The organism is Trichocoleus sp. DQ-A1 (genome assembly GCF_039961955.1).
Classification (GTDB): Bacteria; Cyanobacteriota; Cyanobacteriia; order Cyanobacteriales; family FACHB-T130; genus FACHB-T130.
In genome coordinates this window covers 173,040-193,500 of sequence record NZ_JAMPKE010000002.1, presented here as the reverse complement: position 1 = coordinate 193,500, position 20,461 = coordinate 173,040, and the positions used below count along the sequence as shown (strand labels likewise).

The 20,461-nt window shown below is 45.9% G+C and carries 18 protein-coding genes; 9 read left to right on the top strand and 9 right to left on the bottom strand.

Annotation, left to right across the window (positions count from 1 at the left end; all coding sequences use genetic code 11):
- The first annotated feature begins 11 nt into the window (after nucleotides 1-11).
- On the top strand, nucleotides 12-1,784 hold the full coding sequence (gene nadB, locus NDI33_RS03375) for an L-aspartate oxidase (protein ID WP_190674241.1): 1,773 nt from the start codon (nucleotides 12-14) through the stop codon (nucleotides 1,782-1,784).
- Between the two features lie 72 nt (nucleotides 1,785-1,856).
- Here the strand turns inward: nadB and NDI33_RS03370 are convergent, their stop codons facing one another.
- From NDI33_RS03370 to NDI33_RS03360, 3 genes are all read right to left on the bottom strand, one after another.
- Nucleotides 1,857-2,198 (bottom strand): hypothetical protein, encoded by a 342-nt coding sequence (locus NDI33_RS03370; RefSeq protein ID WP_190440968.1) that lies wholly within the window; start codon nucleotides 2,196-2,198, stop codon nucleotides 1,857-1,859.
- Between the two features lie 648 nt (nucleotides 2,199-2,846).
- The gene (locus NDI33_RS03365) at nucleotides 2,847-3,008 is read right to left on the bottom strand and encodes a hypothetical protein (RefSeq protein ID WP_190428556.1); all 162 of its coding nucleotides are present in this window, start codon (nucleotides 3,006-3,008) and stop codon (nucleotides 2,847-2,849) included.
- A gap of 116 nt (nucleotides 3,009-3,124) precedes the next feature.
- Nucleotides 3,125-3,349: a hypothetical protein gene (locus NDI33_RS03360; RefSeq protein ID WP_190415469.1), complete on the bottom strand. Its 225-nt coding sequence runs from the start codon at nucleotides 3,347-3,349 to the stop codon at nucleotides 3,125-3,127.
- Nucleotides 3,350-4,142: 793 nt separating this feature from the next.
- Here NDI33_RS03360 and NDI33_RS03355 point away from each other — a divergent pair.
- Nucleotides 4,143-4,301 carry a hypothetical protein gene (locus tag NDI33_RS03355; RefSeq protein ID WP_190415467.1) on the top strand — a complete coding sequence of 53 codons (159 nt, stop codon included), beginning with the start codon at nucleotides 4,143-4,145 and terminating at the stop codon, nucleotides 4,299-4,301.
- Between the two features lie 453 nt (nucleotides 4,302-4,754).
- Here NDI33_RS03355 and NDI33_RS03350 read toward each other — a convergent pair whose 3' ends face one another.
- The 3 genes from NDI33_RS03350 to NDI33_RS03340 all read right to left on the bottom strand — a co-directional run bounded on the left by NDI33_RS03350 (nucleotide 4,755) and on the right by NDI33_RS03340 (nucleotide 10,138).
- Nucleotides 4,755-5,636, bottom strand: coding sequence for a hypothetical protein (locus NDI33_RS03350; protein WP_190415465.1), 882 nt, complete (start codon nucleotides 5,634-5,636; stop codon nucleotides 4,755-4,757).
- A 50-nt stretch (nucleotides 5,637-5,686) separates the two neighbouring features.
- Nucleotides 5,687-6,289, bottom strand: coding sequence for a DUF1517 domain-containing protein (locus tag NDI33_RS03345; protein WP_190525704.1), 603 nt, complete (start codon nucleotides 6,287-6,289; stop codon nucleotides 5,687-5,689).
- 105 nt (nucleotides 6,290-6,394) lie between these two features.
- The gene (locus tag NDI33_RS03340) at nucleotides 6,395-10,138 is read right to left on the bottom strand and encodes a PAS domain S-box protein (protein WP_190674238.1); all 3,744 of its coding nucleotides are present in this window, start codon (nucleotides 10,136-10,138) and stop codon (nucleotides 6,395-6,397) included.
- Nucleotides 10,139-10,288: 150 nt separating this feature from the next.
- Between NDI33_RS03340 and NDI33_RS03335 the strand changes: the two genes are divergently transcribed.
- From NDI33_RS03335 to NDI33_RS03325, 3 genes are all read left to right on the top strand, one after another.
- Nucleotides 10,289-10,966 carry a response regulator transcription factor gene (locus NDI33_RS03335; protein WP_190415460.1) on the top strand — a complete coding sequence of 226 codons (678 nt, stop codon included), beginning with the start codon at nucleotides 10,289-10,291 and terminating at the stop codon, nucleotides 10,964-10,966.
- Nucleotides 10,967-11,562: 596 nt separating this feature from the next.
- Nucleotides 11,563-11,919: a hypothetical protein gene (locus tag NDI33_RS03330; RefSeq protein WP_190674235.1), complete on the top strand. Its 357-nt coding sequence runs from the start codon at nucleotides 11,563-11,565 to the stop codon at nucleotides 11,917-11,919.
- Nucleotides 11,920-12,411: 492 nt separating this feature from the next.
- Nucleotides 12,412-13,401 (top strand): protein rep, encoded by a 990-nt coding sequence (locus NDI33_RS03325; RefSeq protein ID WP_190674232.1) that lies wholly within the window; start codon nucleotides 12,412-12,414, stop codon nucleotides 13,399-13,401.
- A gap of 978 nt (nucleotides 13,402-14,379) precedes the next feature.
- Here the strand turns inward: NDI33_RS03325 and NDI33_RS03320 are convergent.
- Both NDI33_RS03320 and pdxA read right to left on the bottom strand, forming a co-directional pair.
- Nucleotides 14,380-15,432: a phosphodiester glycosidase family protein gene (locus NDI33_RS03320; protein ID WP_190674229.1), complete on the bottom strand. Its 1,053-nt coding sequence runs from the start codon at nucleotides 15,430-15,432 to the stop codon at nucleotides 14,380-14,382.
- 55 nt (nucleotides 15,433-15,487) lie between these two features.
- Nucleotides 15,488-16,660, bottom strand: a complete 1,173-nt coding sequence (gene pdxA / locus NDI33_RS03315) for a 4-hydroxythreonine-4-phosphate dehydrogenase PdxA (protein ID WP_347275866.1) — start codon at nucleotides 16,658-16,660, stop codon at nucleotides 15,488-15,490.
- Nucleotides 16,661-16,718: 58 nt separating this feature from the next.
- Here pdxA and NDI33_RS03310 point away from each other — a divergent pair, with 58 nt between their 5' ends.
- On the top strand, nucleotides 16,719-16,832 hold the full coding sequence (locus NDI33_RS03310; protein WP_190415454.1) for a PetM family cytochrome b6-f complex subunit 7: 114 nt from the start codon (nucleotides 16,719-16,721) through the stop codon (nucleotides 16,830-16,832).
- Here the strand turns inward: NDI33_RS03310 and NDI33_RS03305 are convergent.
- The gene (locus NDI33_RS03305) at nucleotides 16,794-16,952 is read right to left on the bottom strand and encodes a hypothetical protein (protein ID WP_190429786.1); all 159 of its coding nucleotides are present in this window, start codon (nucleotides 16,950-16,952) and stop codon (nucleotides 16,794-16,796) included. The genes NDI33_RS03310 and NDI33_RS03305 overlap by 39 nt on opposite strands.
- A gap of 159 nt (nucleotides 16,953-17,111) precedes the next feature.
- On the opposite strand from NDI33_RS03305, the gene NDI33_RS03300 reads away from it, so the two are divergent.
- From NDI33_RS03300 to glpX, 3 genes are all read left to right on the top strand, one after another.
- Complete coding sequence (locus NDI33_RS03300; RefSeq protein WP_190674226.1) at nucleotides 17,112-18,089, top strand: SDR family oxidoreductase; 978 nt, start codon at nucleotides 17,112-17,114, stop codon at nucleotides 18,087-18,089.
- A 119-nt stretch (nucleotides 18,090-18,208) separates the two neighbouring features.
- Entirely contained in the window at nucleotides 18,209-19,126 is a 918-nt protein-coding gene (locus NDI33_RS03295) for an NAD(+) kinase (RefSeq protein ID WP_190674665.1), read from the top strand.
- A 193-nt stretch (nucleotides 19,127-19,319) separates the two neighbouring features.
- Nucleotides 19,320-20,357 (top strand): class II fructose-bisphosphatase, encoded by a 1,038-nt coding sequence (gene glpX / locus NDI33_RS03290; protein ID WP_190415450.1) that lies wholly within the window; start codon nucleotides 19,320-19,322, stop codon nucleotides 20,355-20,357.
- Nucleotides 20,358-20,461: the final 104 nt, after the last annotated feature.

Genomic DNA, 20,461 nt, shown 5'->3' with positions numbered 1-20,461 from the left:
GGAACTTATCATTGAACCCTATAAGCTCAGAATCTTTACCCCAGCAGGAAATACCTATCCACTTTGATGTCTTAGTAGTAGGCGCTGGTGCAGCCGGACTTTATGCAGCGCTTTGCCTGCCAGACTCGTATCAAGTTGGTTTGATTACAAAGGATACTCTGCCCCTTTCTGCCAGCGACTGGGCGCAAGGCGGCATCGCGGCTGCAATTGACCCGACAGACTCATCTTTGCTGCACATTGAGGACACAATGCGGGCAGGGGCGGGTTTGTGTGACAAAGAAGCGGTACAGTTTCTTGTAGAGGAGGCTGCATCCTGCATTGATTCGCTAGTGGATATGGGCGTTGCCTTTGACCGCAAAGGAACCTATCTCGCTTTGACCTTAGAGGCGGCTCATTCTCGTCCCCGCGTGCTTCATGCTGCCGATACGACAGGTCGCGCAATGGTGAGTACCTTAACCGAACAAGTGCTGCGCCGCCAGAATATCCAGGTTATCTCTCAAGCATTTGCCCTAAGTCTGTGGCTCAATCCTGAAACTGGTGAGTGCCAGGGAATTTGCCTGGTTTACCAAAATCAGATTAGCTGGATAAGGGCGGGTGCGGTGGTGCTGGCGACAGGCGGCGGAGGTCAAGTATTTGCTCAAACGACAAATCCATCGGTCAGTACGGGAGATGGGGTAGCGATCGCGTGGCGTGCTGGGGCTATCCTGCGAGACTTAGAATTTGTCCAATTTCACCCTACAGCCCTCACCAAGCCGGGTGCGCCTCGTTTTTTGATTAGCGAAGCAGTCCGGGGGGAAGGCGCTCATCTGGTCGATTCCCAAGGACGACGATTTGCCTTTGATTACCATCCAGCGGGTGAACTCGCACCGAGAGATGTTGTCAGTCGAGCGATTTTCAGCCACTTGCAGCAAATCGCAGCCGACCCTGCGACAGGCCACGTTTTCTTGGATTTGCGCCCAATTCCCGAAGAAAAGATTCGCCACCGTTTCCCTAACATTATCCAGGTGTGTCAGCGGTGGGGGATTGATGTCTTTCAGGAGCCAATTCCGGTTGCGCCAGCAGCTCATTACTGGATGGGAGGCATCGCCAGCGATTTAATGAATCGTACCTCGATTCCCGGTTTATATGCGATTGGGGAAACAGCTAGTACTGGCGTTCACGGTGCCAATCGTCTCGCCAGTAATTCCCTCCTGGAATGTTTGGTGTTTGGTGCCCAACTGGCTCATTTAGAAAGCAGTCAGAAGCAAGAAGGAAAGACTCGAAAGGCTCAAACAGCAAGGATGCAGGATGAAACAACACAAGAAAAACCAGACAGTGGAAGCATGGGAGAACTTTCCCCTTTGACTCTCTCTCATCCCTCATCATTCATCTGCGATTCGACCGAACGAGACAAAATTGAAGCTTTACGGCAAGAGTTACCGCGCTTAGTGTGGCAAAGTGCTGGAATTTGTCGCTCGCAAGAGGTTTTAGAGAATGCGATCGCTCAAATCGAAGTTTGGCAACAAGAATTTGCTGCTCTGTCTCTGAGTCAGTACCTGATGAATTTAATCCCCGGTCAGCGGGCTAGTTTCGACTTACCCGATGCCGACCAACAACTGCGAACTTGGGGAGAAACCCACAACTTATTAGATGTAGCGTATCTAATTCTCAAAAGTGCTGCTTTTCGTACAGAGAGTCGAGGCGGACACTACCGAACTGACTTCTATCAAACCTCGCCAAGCTGGCAAGTTCACACCTTAGTTCAACATCAGCATTGGTGGAAATCTCCCCCTCTGCAAAACTAAACAGTTCTAAGAAAGAACAAACTTCTTTATCCTTGCCTTTTAACTTTTACTTGACCTTTACCTTTGCCTGGTTCAGCGCGTTCCTGCACCAGTACCATCGCCAGCAGGAGGGCCGTTATCTTTCGGTTGAAATGCTTTCCCTTCCCCGCCAGATTTTAGTAAATTCTGGGTCTCAGCAGCACTCCAGAAGCTGTTTGACGGGCTGTTGTTGGGAAGAGTGGGGTCGATTCTGGCAGACACCATCTGGGGGCTGAATAGTTGCAACCCAATCAGTAAAGTTGCTGTTCCTGTGAATCGAAAGTAATTACTCATAACACCCGTTACAGTTCCTAGACTTTTGGGAGTGCCACTTTTGGGAGTGCCAGTAATATCAGTATATCCACTGAAAACCTCAGTAGCCAGTACCTTTATCAAATCTTTTTCTTTACTTTCTCTTCATGAAAACTTGAGCTTCTACAAAGAATTTGTAAAGTTAGAATCTGTAGTAAGGTACGCTAAACAAAGCTGTGGAAGTTGTTCGAGTGATTTTCTGACAATAGCAGGCGTTTCTGTGTAGTGGTCAACTAAACGTTTATTTGTAAGTTTAGTATTCAGTATTTTCAACGATAGATCTGGCAATGAATCCGGAAAATTTTCATAAGCTTAATATTTCGTATTTTTATTTTCTCGAAAAAGTCGTTATCAAATCAAAAATGATTTAGGCTCTTCCTTTGGTATTAATTGCTAAAAGTTTGATTGAAGCTTTCAAGACAGGTGTTCTACCTTTCACTTTTGGAGACTATATATTAGATATCCCCAGTCTTGTTTTAAAGGGGGACAATAGATGTCTCCATTGCAGACATGAAGTAAAATCGTCAGGACTTACGCATCTGTCACAAGCAATGACGCGACTATGCGTGCCGAGCGCCAAACAACTAGAGAGAGGGCAAACATGGTTCTATCCTCAGCTCATGACGTATCCCAAAAAAGTAGGCGTATTCACACCGAACTCTATTAAGTGAATCATCAAGGCGAAAAGCACAAGGCAGCACTGGTAAAGACTGTGTTTAAGAAAGGGCAGTTTCAGCGCTGGGTGTAGAGGTTCCAGCGATCGCGCCTTTTCACGCTTAGGATGGCAGGGCAAACTGGGATATACCTACCAAAGCAAATAAACTCTTGAGAGTCGATGAGTTTATCCGAAGAACCTGTAAACGATAGCTGCTGTTCAAAATGGCAGCAGTTCATCAGATGTTTCAGTTAGAGGTTCAGTATCAGCGTTACCAAATCCAGCTCTAACAATCTAGATCGAGACTGGATTGGAGTTCGCTGTACAGGAAAGCGCAGCATAAATTATTGTCTTTTTACCTAAATTTGCTCTGATTTGGCACAGAAACCCGTCTAGTAATCGTTAAGACAAACATCAACACCAAAAGCTGGACTTGCCAAGGCAAAAAGAGCAAACATAGAATCAAACTGACAGATGCTGCTGATGCAGCAAGCATGGCAACTTCATCGTGAGAATTCTCAAAGATGACGAAGGCTGATGCTATCGAGATTGCTAAAGGGATTAAAAAAAGCAAGGACATATCCAAAACCTCTTGAAATCGAATATGCAGGCTACTTGTTGTCAAGTTGCCCTGTTTAGGGTCATTCCATCAAGCTATTACCATGTTTCCCTCCTCACCTCCTTTACACATCACCCTAATGGGTAAACTTTTCTTAGGAAAAATACAGGGGATCGTCTGAGGGATTAGTATAGATCGAATTTAAATTTTACGCCCTAAGTCGCCGTCAATTTATAAAAACAAATTTAAATAAGAACGATAACGGCTATCAAATATAGCATTGTTGCGACCAAAACTACTGATACTATTTTGGGCGAATTTCGTTTAAGTAGCAGCTACGCTGGAGAAATTCAACTAACTATAGCAATCCTATTTGAGTTGTGGAATGCCAGCCCTTCAGCTTCTCAACTTCTCTAAGAAGTCGGGGAGCAAGGCTTCATGAATCCTTGAGGACTGCTATAGGTAGCAGGGATAGGAAGGAGGGGAGTTTTTTCAGTCAATCAGGCGAGAAAGCTCAATCTGCACGCACTGCTTGAGAGATAAGCGATTTGGGTAGACAAAGTACAGATCAAGTAAATACAAAGCTAACAGAAGCGATCGCTTAGTGTGTCTCTCAAGTCTCTCTTGACGTCTAGGCTGTACGTAGGTTTCAAGGTATTGCTTTATCTGGATTGACTGCAAGCATCCTTCAACCCCCTTGATAAGGACTCTCGGCTAATCGCTCCCCCAAAATGTAAAGTTTTGTAACAACTTTTTTGACGGTGAGGGGTGTGACCCCTCAGTGGGGTATATTGAATTTAGTAGATGCACCCTGATGATCGACGCCCTCAAGTTTTTGTTGGGCGTTTTTTGTTTTTGGGGGAGTAGCGATCGCGCAGGCTATGGGCGGCTACTCGGTTCTTTGAAGCTGGTAGAAGCAGCTTCTGGTAGTAATGTCATTTTGTTGTGCAAATCGTCTGCAACAGTTCCTTAACCCCCGCAATGGGCGCGCCGCTACGCTACCTACCAAAGTGGGAAAAGAGGAATCACAGATGTAGCGCTCATAAAGTGAAGGGGGATAACGCGCGACAGCCAGAACGTTTGGCTCTTTGAGAAGCGATTGAGAAGTTTTATAACAATCTTTTATTAGGGGTGGGGGGTGTGACCCCTCAGTGAGGTATATTGAATTTAGTAGATGCACCCTGATGATCGACGCCCTCAAGTTTTTGTTGGGCGTTTTTTGTTTGACTTAATACTCGTAACCGCAAGTTAATTTCCCTCCCCGCTTGCGGGGAGGGGTTCCAGGAAGTTCAGCCCCAGAGTCTTCTCAAACGGCGAAAAGCAATAAGATACAGCTTGTAAAAATTTCTTTTGACTCTGTAAGCGCAAGGCAATGTGCGCTTACAGAGCTAGCTAGGAGAATAGGCGTTACCCACGCTCGCGATAATTAGCGGCGTCTGCCACCAGAACCAAACGATCCCCGACTACGACTGGGACGCGATCGCGATCCGCTGCCAAAACTGGGACTTCTATTCGCGCGGCTGGGAGTCGATCCGTTAGAGCGACGCAGCGTACTGGAACCATAACCCGATCCAGTAGAACGGTTTCCGCTTTGCGGGACTCGACGAATGCTGGTCGGTTGACTGGATGAAGGCGATCTTAAGCGCCCAGTTGTCCGCAAGGTTTGACGATTTCTAACAGCAGGTGGCGGTGCTTGGTAGCGGGTTTGATATTGCTGAACCGCTTGACTATAAGTGTTGCCGTATCCGCCGTAACCTCTCATAATTCCGCCCGGTTGATACACTGGCGGCATATAGTAACGCGGCGTAAACAACAAACTGCCTACGGCTTGACCTGCCAATGCTCCTGCAAAAGGTGCCCAGAAGCTTGACTGCTGACGCACGACCACGGTCTGGGGTTGACCTGTTTGAGGGTCGGGTCGCGTTTCAGTGACGTTGTGAACGTATTCAATTTTGAAGTCTTCTGGAATGTGCAGAGATGCCTGACCGTTAGCTGCTTTCACATAACCCTTCTGACCAGACTTAATTTCTTCGTCTGTCAGACGTGCCATTTGCAAATCTGTAGAGCGATAAACAGCGGGCGTGCCCGGAGGGGTATTGAGCAACATGAGGGTGTATTCCCCATCGGCATCATTGTAGGTTGCCTGCTGGACTGGATATTGTCCATCAGGCAAACGACTTTGAGTGGTCGTTGTCTTAAAGTCCCGATTCTGAGATGGGGCTTGGGTTGTGGTTGAGGGACTACCACAAGCTACCGTTGTGAAGCACAACGTCAGGGACATGAAAAGAATGGTCAATCTACGTAACATAAACGGATGAATAATTTTGATGAGGAAGCTATTAGCCATTAAAGAGGAATCTAAAGGGGAATCAGTTCTGGAAAATTCAGCAACAATTGATCGTTTGTGAGTTCATCACCCAACTGCGCTGGAGAAAAGTGAACTTGTATTGCTCGCAGCCTTTCCTGATAGTGCAGATTAACCAAGGCTTTTAGACCTTCTTTAAGCGCACTAAGATTGGCGAGATCGCCTTCGAGTACGGGAAGTTCCCCCTCATAAGCCACCGTAATCATCACAATCAAGTTGCGAGTGACTGGCAATGACAAGGGTTCATTTCCGTGAGAAGGTTGGCTGAAGTCTGGTTCGCTCAAATAGCGCTCAGCAGAGTCTGTGAACAATTCATTCACATAGTCCCCAGCTTCACCTTCATTCCAGAAAACGTCGCCTTCATTCGCCGCGGATTGCCAGTAAGTATCGTACTGTAAGAGGTTCTGACAAATTTCAACCAGTCCTTCGCCCAAAATTTGCAGATCCCCGTCAGCTTCGACGGCTTCTCTAGCAGCACGATTTAAAACTCCCAACAGAGGCGCAACCTCTGCACCTGCTAGATGGACAAACAAACGACAGACTACAAAGCGGCTTTTGCCACTGATTTGATTGAAGCGATCGCGCCAAGAAGTCATGACTTATCTTGCTACCAAATGCCAATCTTAGTCAATTGAGCTACTTTTTTACTTTACTCGGTGGGTGCGATCGCAGCCGTCTACCCTCAGAATGGTTTGACTGCTCTAGCTGGGCTGGAGACTTCCTGGTCTTACAGGGTTGTATAAAGGCAATGTCACAGTGCAAGTGGTTCCCACCCCGACTTCACTCTTTACTGTAATTGTGCCGCCGTGTAAGTCCACACACTTCTTAGTCACGGTTAGTCCTAATCCCGAACCAGCGACATTTCCAACATTCTCGCCTCGATAGAACGGCTCAAATAGATGAAGTTGGTCTTCTGGTGGAATACCAATGCCTTTATCCCTAATTTGCAGAGTTGCCTCTTGGCGATCGCAAACGAGGGAAAAATGAATATGACTGCCTTGGGGGGAGTATCTAATCGCATTGGAAAGTAAATTGGTAACAATCGAGCGCAGAAGTTTTTCATCGATTGCTGAGTTTGGGCTATCTCCTTGGCTGACAAATATTATTGAATTCTTACTACCTGCAATTAACCGCATTTCTTCAGTTAAGTAGTAGCAAAGCTTTTTGATATCAATAGACGCAGGATTAAATTCTAGTTTTCCAGCTTCTGCTCTATTGATTATTAGAATATCTTCTAATAGCTGAACCATGTGTTTGGCACTGGCTTGAATCCGAGCAATATTTTTCAATAATTTCTCTTTTGACCATCGCTCGAAGGAATGTTCTAAGGATTGCGAAGAGAGTAAAATCGTGCTGATTGGAGTGCGAAATTCATGGGAAACCATTGAAAAAAAGCGCATCTGAAGCTGACTGAGTTCTTTTTCTCTTTCTAGCGCCAGATGAATTTCTTCCGCTTTTTTAACATCGGTGATGTCTACTCCTGCACCTAGGATTTGTTCGGGTCTACCGTCAGCAGTTCTTGTAAAGACAACCTCACTGATATGAAACCAACGCCATTCACCCGTGGCGTTTTTCATCCGGTATTCTTTTTCGATTACTTGATCTTCTGTAGTAGTGGCAAACTCTTTGCTAAATTCCTCGATTTTAGCGAAATCTTCTGGGTGTAAAAAATCTGATAAAATCCGCGAGCCGATTGCTTGGATTTCTGCCTGAGTGCATTGAAAAAAATCTTCTGTTCGGCGATTGGCATAAACGTTACAATTTTGGATTATGTCATAAATGTAGAGCCAATTAGGCGTTGTATCGGCAATTTTCTGGATGAAACGTTGGCTTTCTCTCAGGGCTTCCTCACTAGCTTTACGCTCAGTAATGTCGAGGCAGGTGCCGATGTAACCCGCAAAATCTCCTTCTGGGGTAAACCGGGGAACTCCTTTATCTACAATCCAACCGTATTCGCCATCAGCCTTTCTCAATCGATATTCTATACAAAAGGACATTCGGGAATTGAAAGCGGATAAGTAGCTATCTAAACAATGCTGAATATCTTCAGAATGCACGCCTTCCAACCAACTATTCCCAATTTCGTGTTCTAGAGTCCGTCCGGTAAAGTTTAGCCAAGTCTGGTTGAAAAACGTACAAAGTGCGTCTGGATCGGACATCCAAATCATCACAGGGGCACTATCAGCCATCATGCGGAAACGAGCCTCGCTTTCCCGTAGCGCTGCCTCCGCTTGTTTACGCAGGGTGATGTCGCGTAACACTGATAGATTTCGCCCAGGAAGAAAATTAGCTCTAGCTGCATACTCAACTTCTCGCACGGTTCCATCTGGATGAAGGAGGCGCAATTCTCCGGTTGCAAGCCCTTGTTTTTGGAAGTGGTGCCACGCCTGTTCAAAATCGAAACTAGGCTCCAGAAAGTCTGCAATCCGCTTTCCCAAAAGTTCTGAAAGTTGCAGCCCCAGTAGTTGGCAGGCGGCTGGATTCGCCTCCACATAAGCGCCCTCGTCATCTGTAATTAATATCACTTCGAGTGCGCCCTCGAAGATTGCTCGCAGTTGTTCTTCCCTAGTACGGATGTCAGTAATATCCATCGCTGAGCCGGTAATGCCAACAACTTCCCCGCTTGGATTCCGCAACGGCTCTACGGTTAAATCGTAGTGGCGAACTTTCCCATTGAGTGCAATACACGTCTGTTTGCGCGTTCCAATTCCGCTTTCCAGCACTGGGCGCTTAATCGCTACCAGCTGTTGGGCATCTTCAGGCGAAAAGACCTCGGTTTCTAATTTTCCTAGTAAAACTTCGTCAACAACCCTTGAGGTGGGATGATGTACCCAGGTGTAGCGTAAATCGGTGTCTTGATTAAAGACAACGATGGGTGAATTTTTGAGCGCAATCCGAAAGCGTTCCTCACTAATTCTCAGTGCTTCTTCAGCAGCTTTGCGATCGCTAATATCGGTGGAAATACCACCAATTGCGTAGGGAATCCCTTCGGTGTTATGAATGAGAAACTTGAGCGATAAGTAAGTGCGGATACCGTCGGGGCAAGGAATGAGTTCTTCAAACTCAAAGGAACTTCCAGATTCAAGCACTCTTTTGTCGTTTGATACCAATCTATCTGCAATTTCCTTGGGAAATATATCGTAATCGTTTTTGCCAAGAACTTGCTCTCTAGTGAGGTGCAATAAATTTTCAAACTGGCGATTGACTAGAATGTGTCGGCAAGAAGTGTCTTTAAGGTAGATAATTGCTTGAGAGTTATCTAAAATTGCCTGTAGCCGTTGTTCGCTCTCTTTGAGAGCGAATTCTGCTTGTTGGCGTAGCGTAGCGTGCCGCAGGCGATCGCTGATATCGCGAGCAAAAAAACTAGCGTACTCCTTGCCCTTAAACTGCAAGTAATTGCCTGTCACCTCAATCGGGAATATCCTGCCATCTTTGCTACGATGATGCGACTCCAGGGAGAGAGAGCCGCGTTGCTTGATAGCTTGCCAAATATCTGGACAGACTGCTGGGGGAATGTCCGGATTTACGTCAGATAGGCTCATCGAGAGTAATTCTTCTCGTGAATAACCGATGGAATGACAAAGGGCATCGTTTACATAGACAAACTGCCCTTCCGGATTTATCCAAGCGATCGCATATACCGCCCGATCGACACAAAATTGGGTTAGATGTAACGCTTCTTCAGCTCGCTTGCGCTCGATAATTTCAGCCAGCAGCAATTCATTCGTACTAACGATTTCTGCGGTTCGTTCCTGAACTCTGATTTCTAGTTCCTCATTAACCTTTCTGAGTGCTTCCTCTGCGCGTTGACGCTTTGCATTTTCGCTATACAGAAGCAAGTAAACCCAGCATAAAAGCAAAAAAACCGAGCCTGTGCCCAGATAATGCATCAGGATTGTATTTTGAGCGCTGGTTGATACTGCTAGCGATCGCTGCTGTAAAAATGCTCGCTCATCATTCTGCATCTGCTGAATTAACTGGCGAATCTCACCCTGACGCTTTTGCTCCTCTTCAATCAGGGCAATCTGACCCGCCGCATCTTCATCATTGTTTTGCCGCAAGGAAACTAACTTTTCGACTACAGGGAGTTCCTTTGTCACTAAAGACTCAAGCACATTCAACTTTGTCTGTTGCAGGGAGTTATCGCCCGTCAACTTTCGGAGCTTTTGAATTTTCGAGCCAATTTCCGGACTAGCCGCGGGAGCGGTGTTTAGCCAAGTTTCGTCGCCCCTTAGGATATCGTTGCGTTCCTTTGCTTGAATATCTTTTAGCGTAGAAAGCATCTCATCAAGGTTCTGCACAACTTCTTCAGTGTGCTGTATCCATTCATGGCATTCGATCGGTTGAGTCATGCTCCAATACGAAGCTGTACTTGTTGCACCGAGTAGCAACAATGCCAATCCTAAACCGCTGATAATCATTGTTTTTTTAATAGGCCACTTCATCGCATTGTTTTCTTGCTAAGGTTACTGTTTATCCTGCGTTAATCGTCCGAATGATAGATGATATTCTATGAATAGGGCAGTTTAGCCAGTTAGAGACTTTATCAATCATCTTTATTTCCCGTTTTTTATCAACTAAAAGCAATTTATGCAATGAGAATCCTTCTAATAGAAGATGATTTGCGTCTTGCAGAAGCTTTAGTAGAAGCTCTTACGGATCAAACTTATGTGGTTGATGTGGTGACAGATGGGGAAGCTGCTTGGGATCAAGTCCAAACCGTTACGTATGACTTAATTTTGCTAGATGTAATGCTGCCTAAGCTAGATGGCATAAGCCTTTGCCGTCGATTGCGCTCTCATGACTACAACCAGCCAATCCTCATGATCACTGCCCGTGACACTAGCGCAGATAAAGTCACCGGCTTAGATGCTGGAGCGGATGATTATATTGTTAAACCGATCGATCTGCCAGAGTTATTAGCCCGGATACGCGCTTTGTTGCGTCGAGGGAGTTCCTCAGCGTCTCCAGTGCTAGAGTGGGGCAGCTTGAGCTTTAACCCTAGTACCTATGAAGTTAGCTATGCTGAGCAATCTTTGCACTTAACCCGCAAGGAATATTCTTTATTGGAGCTATTCCTTCGCAATGGTCGGCGGGTACTCAGCCGCAGTAGCATCATTGAACACGTATGGTCTCTTGAGGAACCCCCAGAGGAGGAGACTGTTAAAGCCCATATTAAAAGCCTACGGCAGAAACTCAGAGCAGTAGGCGCACCGCCCGATTTGATTGAGACAATTCACGGTATTGGGTATCGCCTTAAACAGCTATCTTAATTTGATGCTTTGTAAACAGCAGCAAAATATTATTTGCAAAAGTTTACTGTTTTTTTCATTTCTTCTCGATTTCTTCCCGATTTCTCCTCTATTTTTTTACATTTGAGACGTAATCTTAGATTCAAAACAGGCTAGAGTCTGTTTCCCAATCTGACGACCTCCTTTTAATGCAGGCTGGGTTAGTCGGCATACGCTAGAAGCGATTAATCCAGTATGCTCTCTTTGCGCTACTAGATAGAACTGATATTAATCCAATAGAAGCTGAGTTTCCTGTTAATATTCATGCCTTGAGTTTGCAAAGCAGCCAATGTTAACAAAAACCTCTAAGCAAGATACCCGTAAACTTTATGGTTGGGGGAAATTATTACCTATTAGTCAGCCTATAAGTACTATTTTTGTCTCTTCATTTGCAAAGAAAGTAATTAAATTTCATCTGTGTTTTTATGTGAAAGCTTCATAAATGAAATAAGAGAGGATCTCCAATTCTAAAATTTGCCTTGAGCAAGACCTTGATGTTTTTAAAAGTAATAATAGATATAAATTAGAAAATCAACCAGACAAAATCAGAATGTTATTCGATAAAAAGTGAGGTTAAAATGGCTAATCGAACCATCAATTTAACAATGTTATGGGTTGCCGATGAAATTGCTCAAATCTTAGACAATGAACAAGAGTATTTTGAATACGGAGCTTTTTTAAATTCTAGATTATATAAAGAATTAATGACCTATACCCTGAGTCGAGTTCCTAACGTATACGCTGCGATCGAGGATGGTCAAAAACTTTCAGAGAAATGTAATCGCCGTTACTGCTCTGGAGAAAGAAAGCTGCACATAGAAACAGTAATTCGCCAAGGAATTTTTGAGATTCTCCAAAGGAAGAGAGATTGGATTAAACATCAACTTCCTAGCTCCTCTGAGCAGAGTTTTTCCCCATCTAATTGGTTTACCTAATTTGCAAAGCTTCAAGCCAAATTTATTTAGGATTAGATGGACAAGGTTATTGAGCCGTAATGTCTATAACACTTCTAAAAGTGAGATTCCCGATTTCTCTAAGAAGCCGGGAATCTCAACTGGTGGCTCACACCTGAGATAGAATTGCTATAGATATTTATTGCCAAGACTTGAGACACCATCCATTTTAATCAATACGGTTTTTAGCAACACGAAGTCTTAAAAAATATTTTGACATTTAATAGGGTTTATTTACAGTTAAATAGTGAGTTATAGGTAGATGCGATCGCACTTTTTTATTAGTGCTAGATGGGTAAGTGATCGCGTACCATCCAATTAGAGAAATTTGCCTTGACTGCACCAGAAACTGTGTTATCCCATACAGGAGAAGTAATTCAGCGGATTGATTTAGGTATTTCAACTGATGGATGAATGTAGAACCGCCTGGTAGTTTGAGGTGATCCCAGCAAATCAAACTTATCAGGTGGATTCATGTCTGATAAAGCCTCAAACGGAAGCTTGATTCCTTTTAGTGTCTCGCCTCAAGACAAGTGCGAAGCAAGTACAGATGTATTGGGATTATCCGACATCTCTCCAAAAGGCAACGCTTGGGAAAAGCACCGAGCCAATGCAGAGATAATTTCCAAGCACTACGCTGGCGCTAGAAATGGTGGCTTCAATCGCTATGCTTATCGGGTTAGTACCTGTTCCGAGTGGCTGGAGTTTCGATTAGTGCCAGCATCCGAAGGTTCTCTCAAGTTTAAGCTATCAAATACGCGATTTTGTCGCGTTCGTCATTGTCCGGTTTGTCAGTGGCGGCGAAGTCTCATGTGGAAGGCGAAAGCTTATAAAATTCTCCCGAAAGTTGTCGCTGATTACCCCAAATACCGCTGGCTTTTTATTACTCTGACTGTAAAAAACTGTCAGATTGAGGATTTGCGGACAAACTGGGATGGGATGAACAAGGCTTTTAAGCGATTGACTGAATTGAAAGCATGGCCTGCAAAAGGTTGGATAAAGTCTGTAGAGGTTACTATGGGTCGGGATAGGGTATCTGCTCACCCACATCTACATATTTTGACGCTGGTGCAGCCTTCATACTTCAGTCATAGCTATTTGTCGCAGGCTAAGTGGGTAGAACTTTGGCAGCAGTGCTTGCGGATAGATTATAAGCCAGTTATCGATGTCAGAGCGATCGCTAAGCATCACGACCCTACGCTGCTAATCCCTGAAATCCTCAAGTATCAGGTGAAAGAGTCAGACTTGGTAGCAAATCGGGAATGGTTTCTAGAGTTGACCCGCCAGTTGTATAAAACAAGAGCTGTTGCTCCTGGGGGTTTACTCAAGCAGTATATGCGGGATTTGGAGTCGGCACACCAAGACCTCATTCGGGAGGATGAAGAGAGTAATGAGGTTGAGAAAGGGAGTTTGTATTTCAGGTGGGAAAGAGAGTTGGAGAAGTACAAGATAGAGGGGTATTAGAGATCAGTCAAGATAGCTGCTATCGGGAAGATGCGGTGGTTTAAGCCGGCTGAAGAACGTAGAAGCCGATTTTAGAAGGTAAAGAGTATAAGCAGCATAGCAATGGTGGGGATATAGGTATGCAAGTCGCAGGTACTCAGAAACAGGAGCAATAAACCAAATGACTTTTCCGGAAGCATAAAAGGTTTCATCAACAAGGTGGATGGAGTTATACCAATGAAGGAATTGAGAGGTAGTGGTGAAAGAATGAGGAACAAAAAGGCGACCAAGAGGAATGCCGGGAACCTTGTGGAAATTGATGAGAAATTCAGGCATTTGCAGTGTCATTTTCATATGAGTAAGACCAAAGAGGGACATCACAAAGACAAGAGATAGCCTGCCGAAAACCACGAAAGATGATCGGCAAAAAAGAAAGCATCCTAGTGGAAACTAGAATGCTACGAAGAGTTCATACCTCTCCGGCGGGTGCCGAGTTCAAAGAATTGGGATCAATGAGTTACAGAACAAAACTTCACCCATTTATCCACGCGAAGCGCACACTCACCATGTTTAAGCGAAGCGAGAGATATCTAACTTACGCCGATAAAACCTAAGCGAAGCGAGAGATGCTTAACTCACAACTCTCCGGCTCGCGCCGGTTGTCTATCAGCGAAGCGAGAGATACCTAACTTACGCCGATGAAACCTAAGCGAAGCGAGAGATGCTTAACTCACAACTCTCCGGCTCGCGCCGGTTGTCTATCAGCGAAGCGAGAGATGGTTAACTCACAACTCTCCGGCTCGCGCCAGGGAAGCTAGAGGTGGAATTGGCAAGGGAATAACTTCACTTGAAACTGAGAAATAACGGCGATGATGAAGTTATAAAAGAAAAGTAAATAAATAAAGAAAGAAAGAAAGAAAGAAAACCATAAGAGCGATCGCACTTTCTTGCCATCGATATAGAGGCGCGATCGCATTCTTATTCCTGCCTACTCTTTGCTCAAGGAGCGCTCACCACGCCAATAGTTTGTGGAATTGTTCTTGGAGATGTAATATAATTTACACCCTGAGCAAGCAACTGTGAAGAGCCTCCACCATCGAGCATAACTACTTGATCTGCACCAAACTTTTTTAGTGTCTGTACTGCATGAAACTGAGTTGAATCACTCGAATTAAAAATTAAAACTGTTTCGGAGATTCCATTAGAGTCTCTATCTAGGACTCCCATAAAAGTTCTACCTAAATTTTTGTTCATAAATTTATTCGCCTTTTCGCTTAAGCCAACAATGATATTGGGAGCTGAAGAAGAGTAAAGAGAGTTTTTCCCATTAAAAACGCTAATTTCTGCGCGACTATTCCAAACCGCAAGCATCAGCTTTTGACTAGCAAATTCATTTTCGCCTGCATAGCCGTCACTCATAATGATTCCATTGGCTTTAACTGGAAAAGCTAAGTTAGTGATGATGGCGGATTTAGTATCGTTTCTGAAAAACTGACCATTCGTTATCGAAAAAGCCTTTTTATTAAAAGAAGAGAAATTTTTCCAGGCTTGTGTCAGCGTTTGGCGTCTCAACTTAGGATCGTTTCCTCCATAAGCGCCTTGTCTCTTACCGGGATTGGTAATCTCGCCATAAAGGAATTTGACAGACGCGCCTTGGCTCAAATCAACAACTTGCACATAATCAGATTTTTGGTTATAAAGCGTAACTCCTGGCGCACTTCTAATAGCTTTAAAACCAAGAGGAAAGAATTTTTGATTACGATCGCTTTTAACAAATGGTGTTTGTGAGGAGATACCGTTTTTAGCATCCAACCCTAGAGAATGTTTCCGGTGAATAGAATTCGCGGCTACATAAGCAACAGGTAAAACGGCAAAACCCCTCCGTGCGGTTTTTAAATACCTTAAGTCTGCGAAGGCGGAGTTCGTTGGTACTGTTGAGGCTGCTATTCGCTCGAACTTGGCTCGATCGTTCTCAGATTTAGATGCAGGAAGTTTGGCAGCGCTCAAGTGGATGCTTTGAGCGATCGCGCTAAAAATCAAATATGCAAACATGAACAATCTCTTCTCGAATTAATCTGGCTGACGATACCTGATTCGCTAGCGAAAGCTACATAGCGTTCGCGGCTGTCCTCCGAGCCGCTAATTCAGCCCCAAGTTGAATCGCTGCTTTCATACTGGTAGCATCGGCAATTCCCTGACTAGCGATATCAAAAGCAGTCCCGTGATCGGGAGAGGTGCGGATGAAGGGAAGACCGATAGAAGTATTCACCGCTCGGTCAAATGCCATCAGTTTAACAGGGATTAAGCCTTGGTCATGATAGAGCGCCAAGTAAGCATCGTGAGCCGATGAGATGCCATTTGAACCGAACCAGGCTTGACCGGGCTTTACCCACATCGTATCTGGGGGAATCGGACCATCTAGTTGCAGATCGGGTCGCTGTTGTTGCTCTAGCCAAGGGATTAACCAATCGATTTCTTCTCGTCCTAGTTGACCTTGTTCGCCGCTGTGGGGATTTAATCCAGCGATCGCTATCTTTGCCTTTTCTATCCCAAAATCTGCTTTTAAGCATTCCACCAGCAAATCAAGCTTATTCGTCAGCAGTTGCGGTGTCAGCACCTCAGCGACTTGACGGAGGGGAATATGGGTAGTCGCAAGTAAAGTGCGGAGTGTCCAACCAGTATGCGGCGATCGCGCCACAAATAACATCCCAAATCGCTGGACGCCGGAACGATTGGCTAACAATTCTGTTTGACCAGGATAATCATATCCTGCGGCTTTCCAAGCAGATTTCGCAATCGGGCCAGTAACAATGCCTTGGAACTCACCCGAAAGCGTGTGCGCGATCGCTGTTTCCATATAAGCAAAGCTTGCCGCGCCACTCGCAGCATTCCCAGTTCCAATCTTGATTTGCCGCTCTATTTCCCCGTCCAGTGGGACATCAAGAATTGATAACTGTGCCGGGTCTGCTAGCGGTGCTGACACCAACTCAGATGCCTCCCCACCCGCTTCTAAAGTCTGTGTAGGCAGGCTTTGTTCCTGTTGCTGGGAGCGGCACGGCACCGTGCCCTTACGTTGTCGGGTCAATCGATGATAAGTTTCTTGCAACAGTCCCCGACTGCCAACGACAGTAATCGCGCAATTTTCGGTAATCGGATCTGCCAACGCCTTCAGCACCACCTCTGGCCCAATCCCCGCCGGATCTCCCAGTGTTACCGCTAACCGAGGACGTTCTTGCCGTTGTGTGAGATTGGTAGGTGTTTGTGTAAAGAAAGTTTTCACAGCTTTCAGTTTAAAATACTCTAAACTTTTTAATTGATTCCGAAGGAGCCTACAACCGATGAGCGGTGAGATTTTTAATGCAGCTATATTGTCCTCTACCCTGATTTTAGTGGGTCTGGGTCTAGGCTTTTTGTTACTCAAAATCCAAGGCGGCGAAAACGAGTCCCTCTAAGGGCAACCCCTGAAAGCAAGGGCAAGCCACGCCGGGGCGTGTTCCATCAACGCGCCTAGCAGCTTGTCCGTTGCCATAAAAACGAATCGTTGATTTGTTCCTCGCCCGTTGCTTTGTCATCTGGCGAGAGTTTACTATTGGGCATTTTTATAGGATTAGCGAATGGCAATTGAGGTGCGCGATCGCGCTGATTACTAGTTTTGTAAACTTTCTTTGCGTTAATTCTGAGATTTCTGATAACATCTTATAGAAAGTTTAAGATTCCTTACTAATTACTAGATGACTTTATTAATTGTCGGTGCCACCGGCACCCTGGGCAGACAGGTGGCTCGTCGGGCAATAGAAGAGGGCTATCAAGTTCGCTGTCTGGTACGAAGTGCGAAGAAGGCGGCATTTTTAAAAGAATGGGGCGCTGAGTTAGTCGGCGGCGATCTCACCAATCCTGAAAGCCTGAAAGCAGCCTTTGAAGGTGTCACAGCCGTGATTGATGCGGCAACTTCACGACCGACAGACGCCACTAGTATCAAACAGGTAGACTGGGATGGCAAAGTAGCGCTGATTCAAGCCGCCAGCGCTGCCAAAGTTGATCGTTTTATCTTCTTTTCCATCTTGGATGCTGAAAAGTATCCCAATGTCCCGTTGATGGAAATCAAGCGGTGTACGGAGCTTTTCTTAGCAGAATCCGGGTTAAATTACACCATTTTGCGACCTTGTGGCTTTATGCAAGGGCTGATTGGTCAGTATGCAGTGCCGATCTTAGATGGACAAGCTGTATGGGTGACAGGGGACACCTCTCCGGTGGCTTACATGGACACTCAGGATATTGCTAAGTTTGCAATCAAAGCCCTGAAGGTTCCGGAAACTGAAAAGAAAACCTTCCCGATTGTCGGTTCTCGCGCTTGGGGTGCTTATGAAATCATCCGCCTGTGCGAACGTCTTTCTGGGCGAGAATCCAAGGTCACGCGAATGCCTTTGGGCTTACTGCGGACAGTGCGACGGATCGCTCGCTTTTTTGAATGGGGCTGGAACCTAGCAGATCGGTTGGCTTTTGCCGAAGTGGTAGCGACCGGCAAACCCCTGAATGCGTCGATGGATGAGGTTTATCAAGTTTTCGGGATAGACCAAGGTCAAATCACGACTTTGGAGGCATACCTGCAAGACTACTTCAGTCGCATCTTGAAAAAACTTAAGGAAATTGATTACGAAAAATCAAAAAATAAAAAGCAGAGTAAAAAGAAAATGCCCTATACATCTTGAACTGATTACAGCCTCAAAGCAAAGTGAGTTGTTAGTTGTTGGTTTTTAATAGGTTACATACCTAAAAACCAATCCTCGATCGCTAACAATTAAGAATGAACTACTACCGGACTCGAAGCGTGCCCAAAGCAGGGATTATATACAATGACACCAAACCTGTAGCTTGTCGCGCTGCAACAGAGTTAAAAGACAAGCTGACAGCCGCTGGTTGGGAAGTTTGCATGACAACAGGTTCCGGTGGGATTTTGGGATATTCTCGCCCCGATCGTCCGGTATGTCATACCCCAATCGATTCCCTGGCTCCCCCCGGCTTTGATGAAGAGATGAAATTTGCCGTGGTGTTAGGGGGAGATGGCACGGTTCTGGCGGCATTTCGCCAAGTGGCACCTTGCGGGATTCCCTTGCTGGCGGTGAATACTGGGCACATGGGTTTTCTCACTGAAGCTTATGTGAACCAGATCCCGCAAGCGCTGGAAATGCTCATGTCTGGGGAGTATGAAGTCGAAGAGCGGGCGATGCTCGCGGTGCAACTATTTCGCGATAATGTCCGGCTGTGGGAAGCGCTGTGCCTGAATGAAATGGTGATTCATCGGGAACCGCTCACCAGTATGTGCCATTTTGAGGTGCTGATTGGGCGTCACGCGCTGATGGATATTGCCGCAGACGGGGTGATTATCTCGACCCCGACTGGCTCGACGGCTTACTCGTTGAGTGCTGGGGGGCCGGTGGTGACGCCTGGGGTGCCGACATTACAGCTAGTACCGATTTGTCCTCATTCACTGGCGTCTAGGGCATTGGTGTTTGCAGATAGCGAACCTGTGACGATTTTCCCCGCAAATCCTAACCGACTGGTGATGGTGGTGGATGGGAATGCTGGGTGCTATGTATTGCCAGAAGATCGGGTGTATCTGGAGCGATCGCCTTTTTCAGCTCGATTCATCCGCTTGCAATCCCCTGAGTTTTTCCGAATTTTACGAGAAAAACTCGGTTGGGGTCTGCCTCACATTGCTAAACCGACATCGGTTGAATTGCCTTAAAAAAAGCCAGGAGTCATGAGTTATTCGTAATTTCCCAACGAATGACCCATGACCCATCAGCCGGATGAATTACAAAAGTTAACATAAACCAAGCCGTTAATCTCCAGCTTTGGGTATCCCCCCTCTGATAGACTTCTAACTGGAATCGCCAGATGAAACGACGCTAAATCAAGCAGTTGAGAGGATAATTTTTGTGGAAAACACGCTGGGATTAGAAATTATAGAGGTAGTTGAGCAAGCTGCGATCGCATCCTCCCGGTGGATGGGAAAAGGCGAAAAAAACATCGCTGACCAAGTCGCGGTGGAAGCCATGCGGGAGCGGATGAACAAAATTTATATGCGGGGTCGGATCGTCATCGGTGAAGGCGAACGGGATGATGCCCCCATGTTGTATATCGGAGAAGAAGTTGGTATCTGTACCCGCGAAGATGCCAAAACTTATTGCAACCCAGATGAATTAATTGAGATTGACATTGCCGTTGACCCCTGCGAAGGCACCAACCTCGTTGCCTACGGTCAAAATGGTTCAATGGCAGTTCTGGCAATTGCTGAAAAAGGCGGTTTGTTTGCCGCTCCTGACTTTTACATGAAAAAGCTGGCAGCGCCCCCAGTGGCACGCGGTCATGTTGATATTAACAAGTCCGCCACCCAAAACCTAAAGATTCTCGCAGAGTGCCTGGGTCGCTCGATTGAGGAACTGGTGGTCGTAGTGATGGATCGCCCTCGTCACAAAGAACTAATTCAAGAAATCCGGCAAGCGGGAGCCAGAGTGCGACTGATCAGCGATGGTGACGTTTCTGCTGCCATCTCCTGCGCCTTTGCCGGTACCAATATTCACGCTTTGATGGGAATTGGTGCTGCACCCGAAGGCGTCATCTCAGCAGCCGCTCTGCGCTGTCTGGGTGGACACTTCCAAGGTCAGCTGATCTACGATCCAGATGTGGTGAAAACTGGATTGATCGGAGAGAGCAGAGAGAGCAATATCGCACGGCTTAATAGCATGGGCATCACAGACCCAGACAAAGTTTACAGTGCTGAGGAACTCGCCTCTGGCAAGACAGTTCTGTTCGCAGCTTGTGGTATCACTCCTGGTACGCTCATGGAAGGCGTGCGGTTCTTCAAGGGTGGGGCACGGACTCAAAGCTTGGTCATTTCCAGCCAGTCGCAGACCGCCCGCTTTGTTGATACAATCCACATGTTTGAAGAGCCGAAGCAACTGCAATTGAGGTAGTCTGCGGATAATCGGAAATCGGGTTGCAGGTTGTAGGTTGCAGGTTGAAGGTCGTGCAGGTTAACTTTCAACCTTCAATCTTCACCCTTCAATCTTCAATCTTC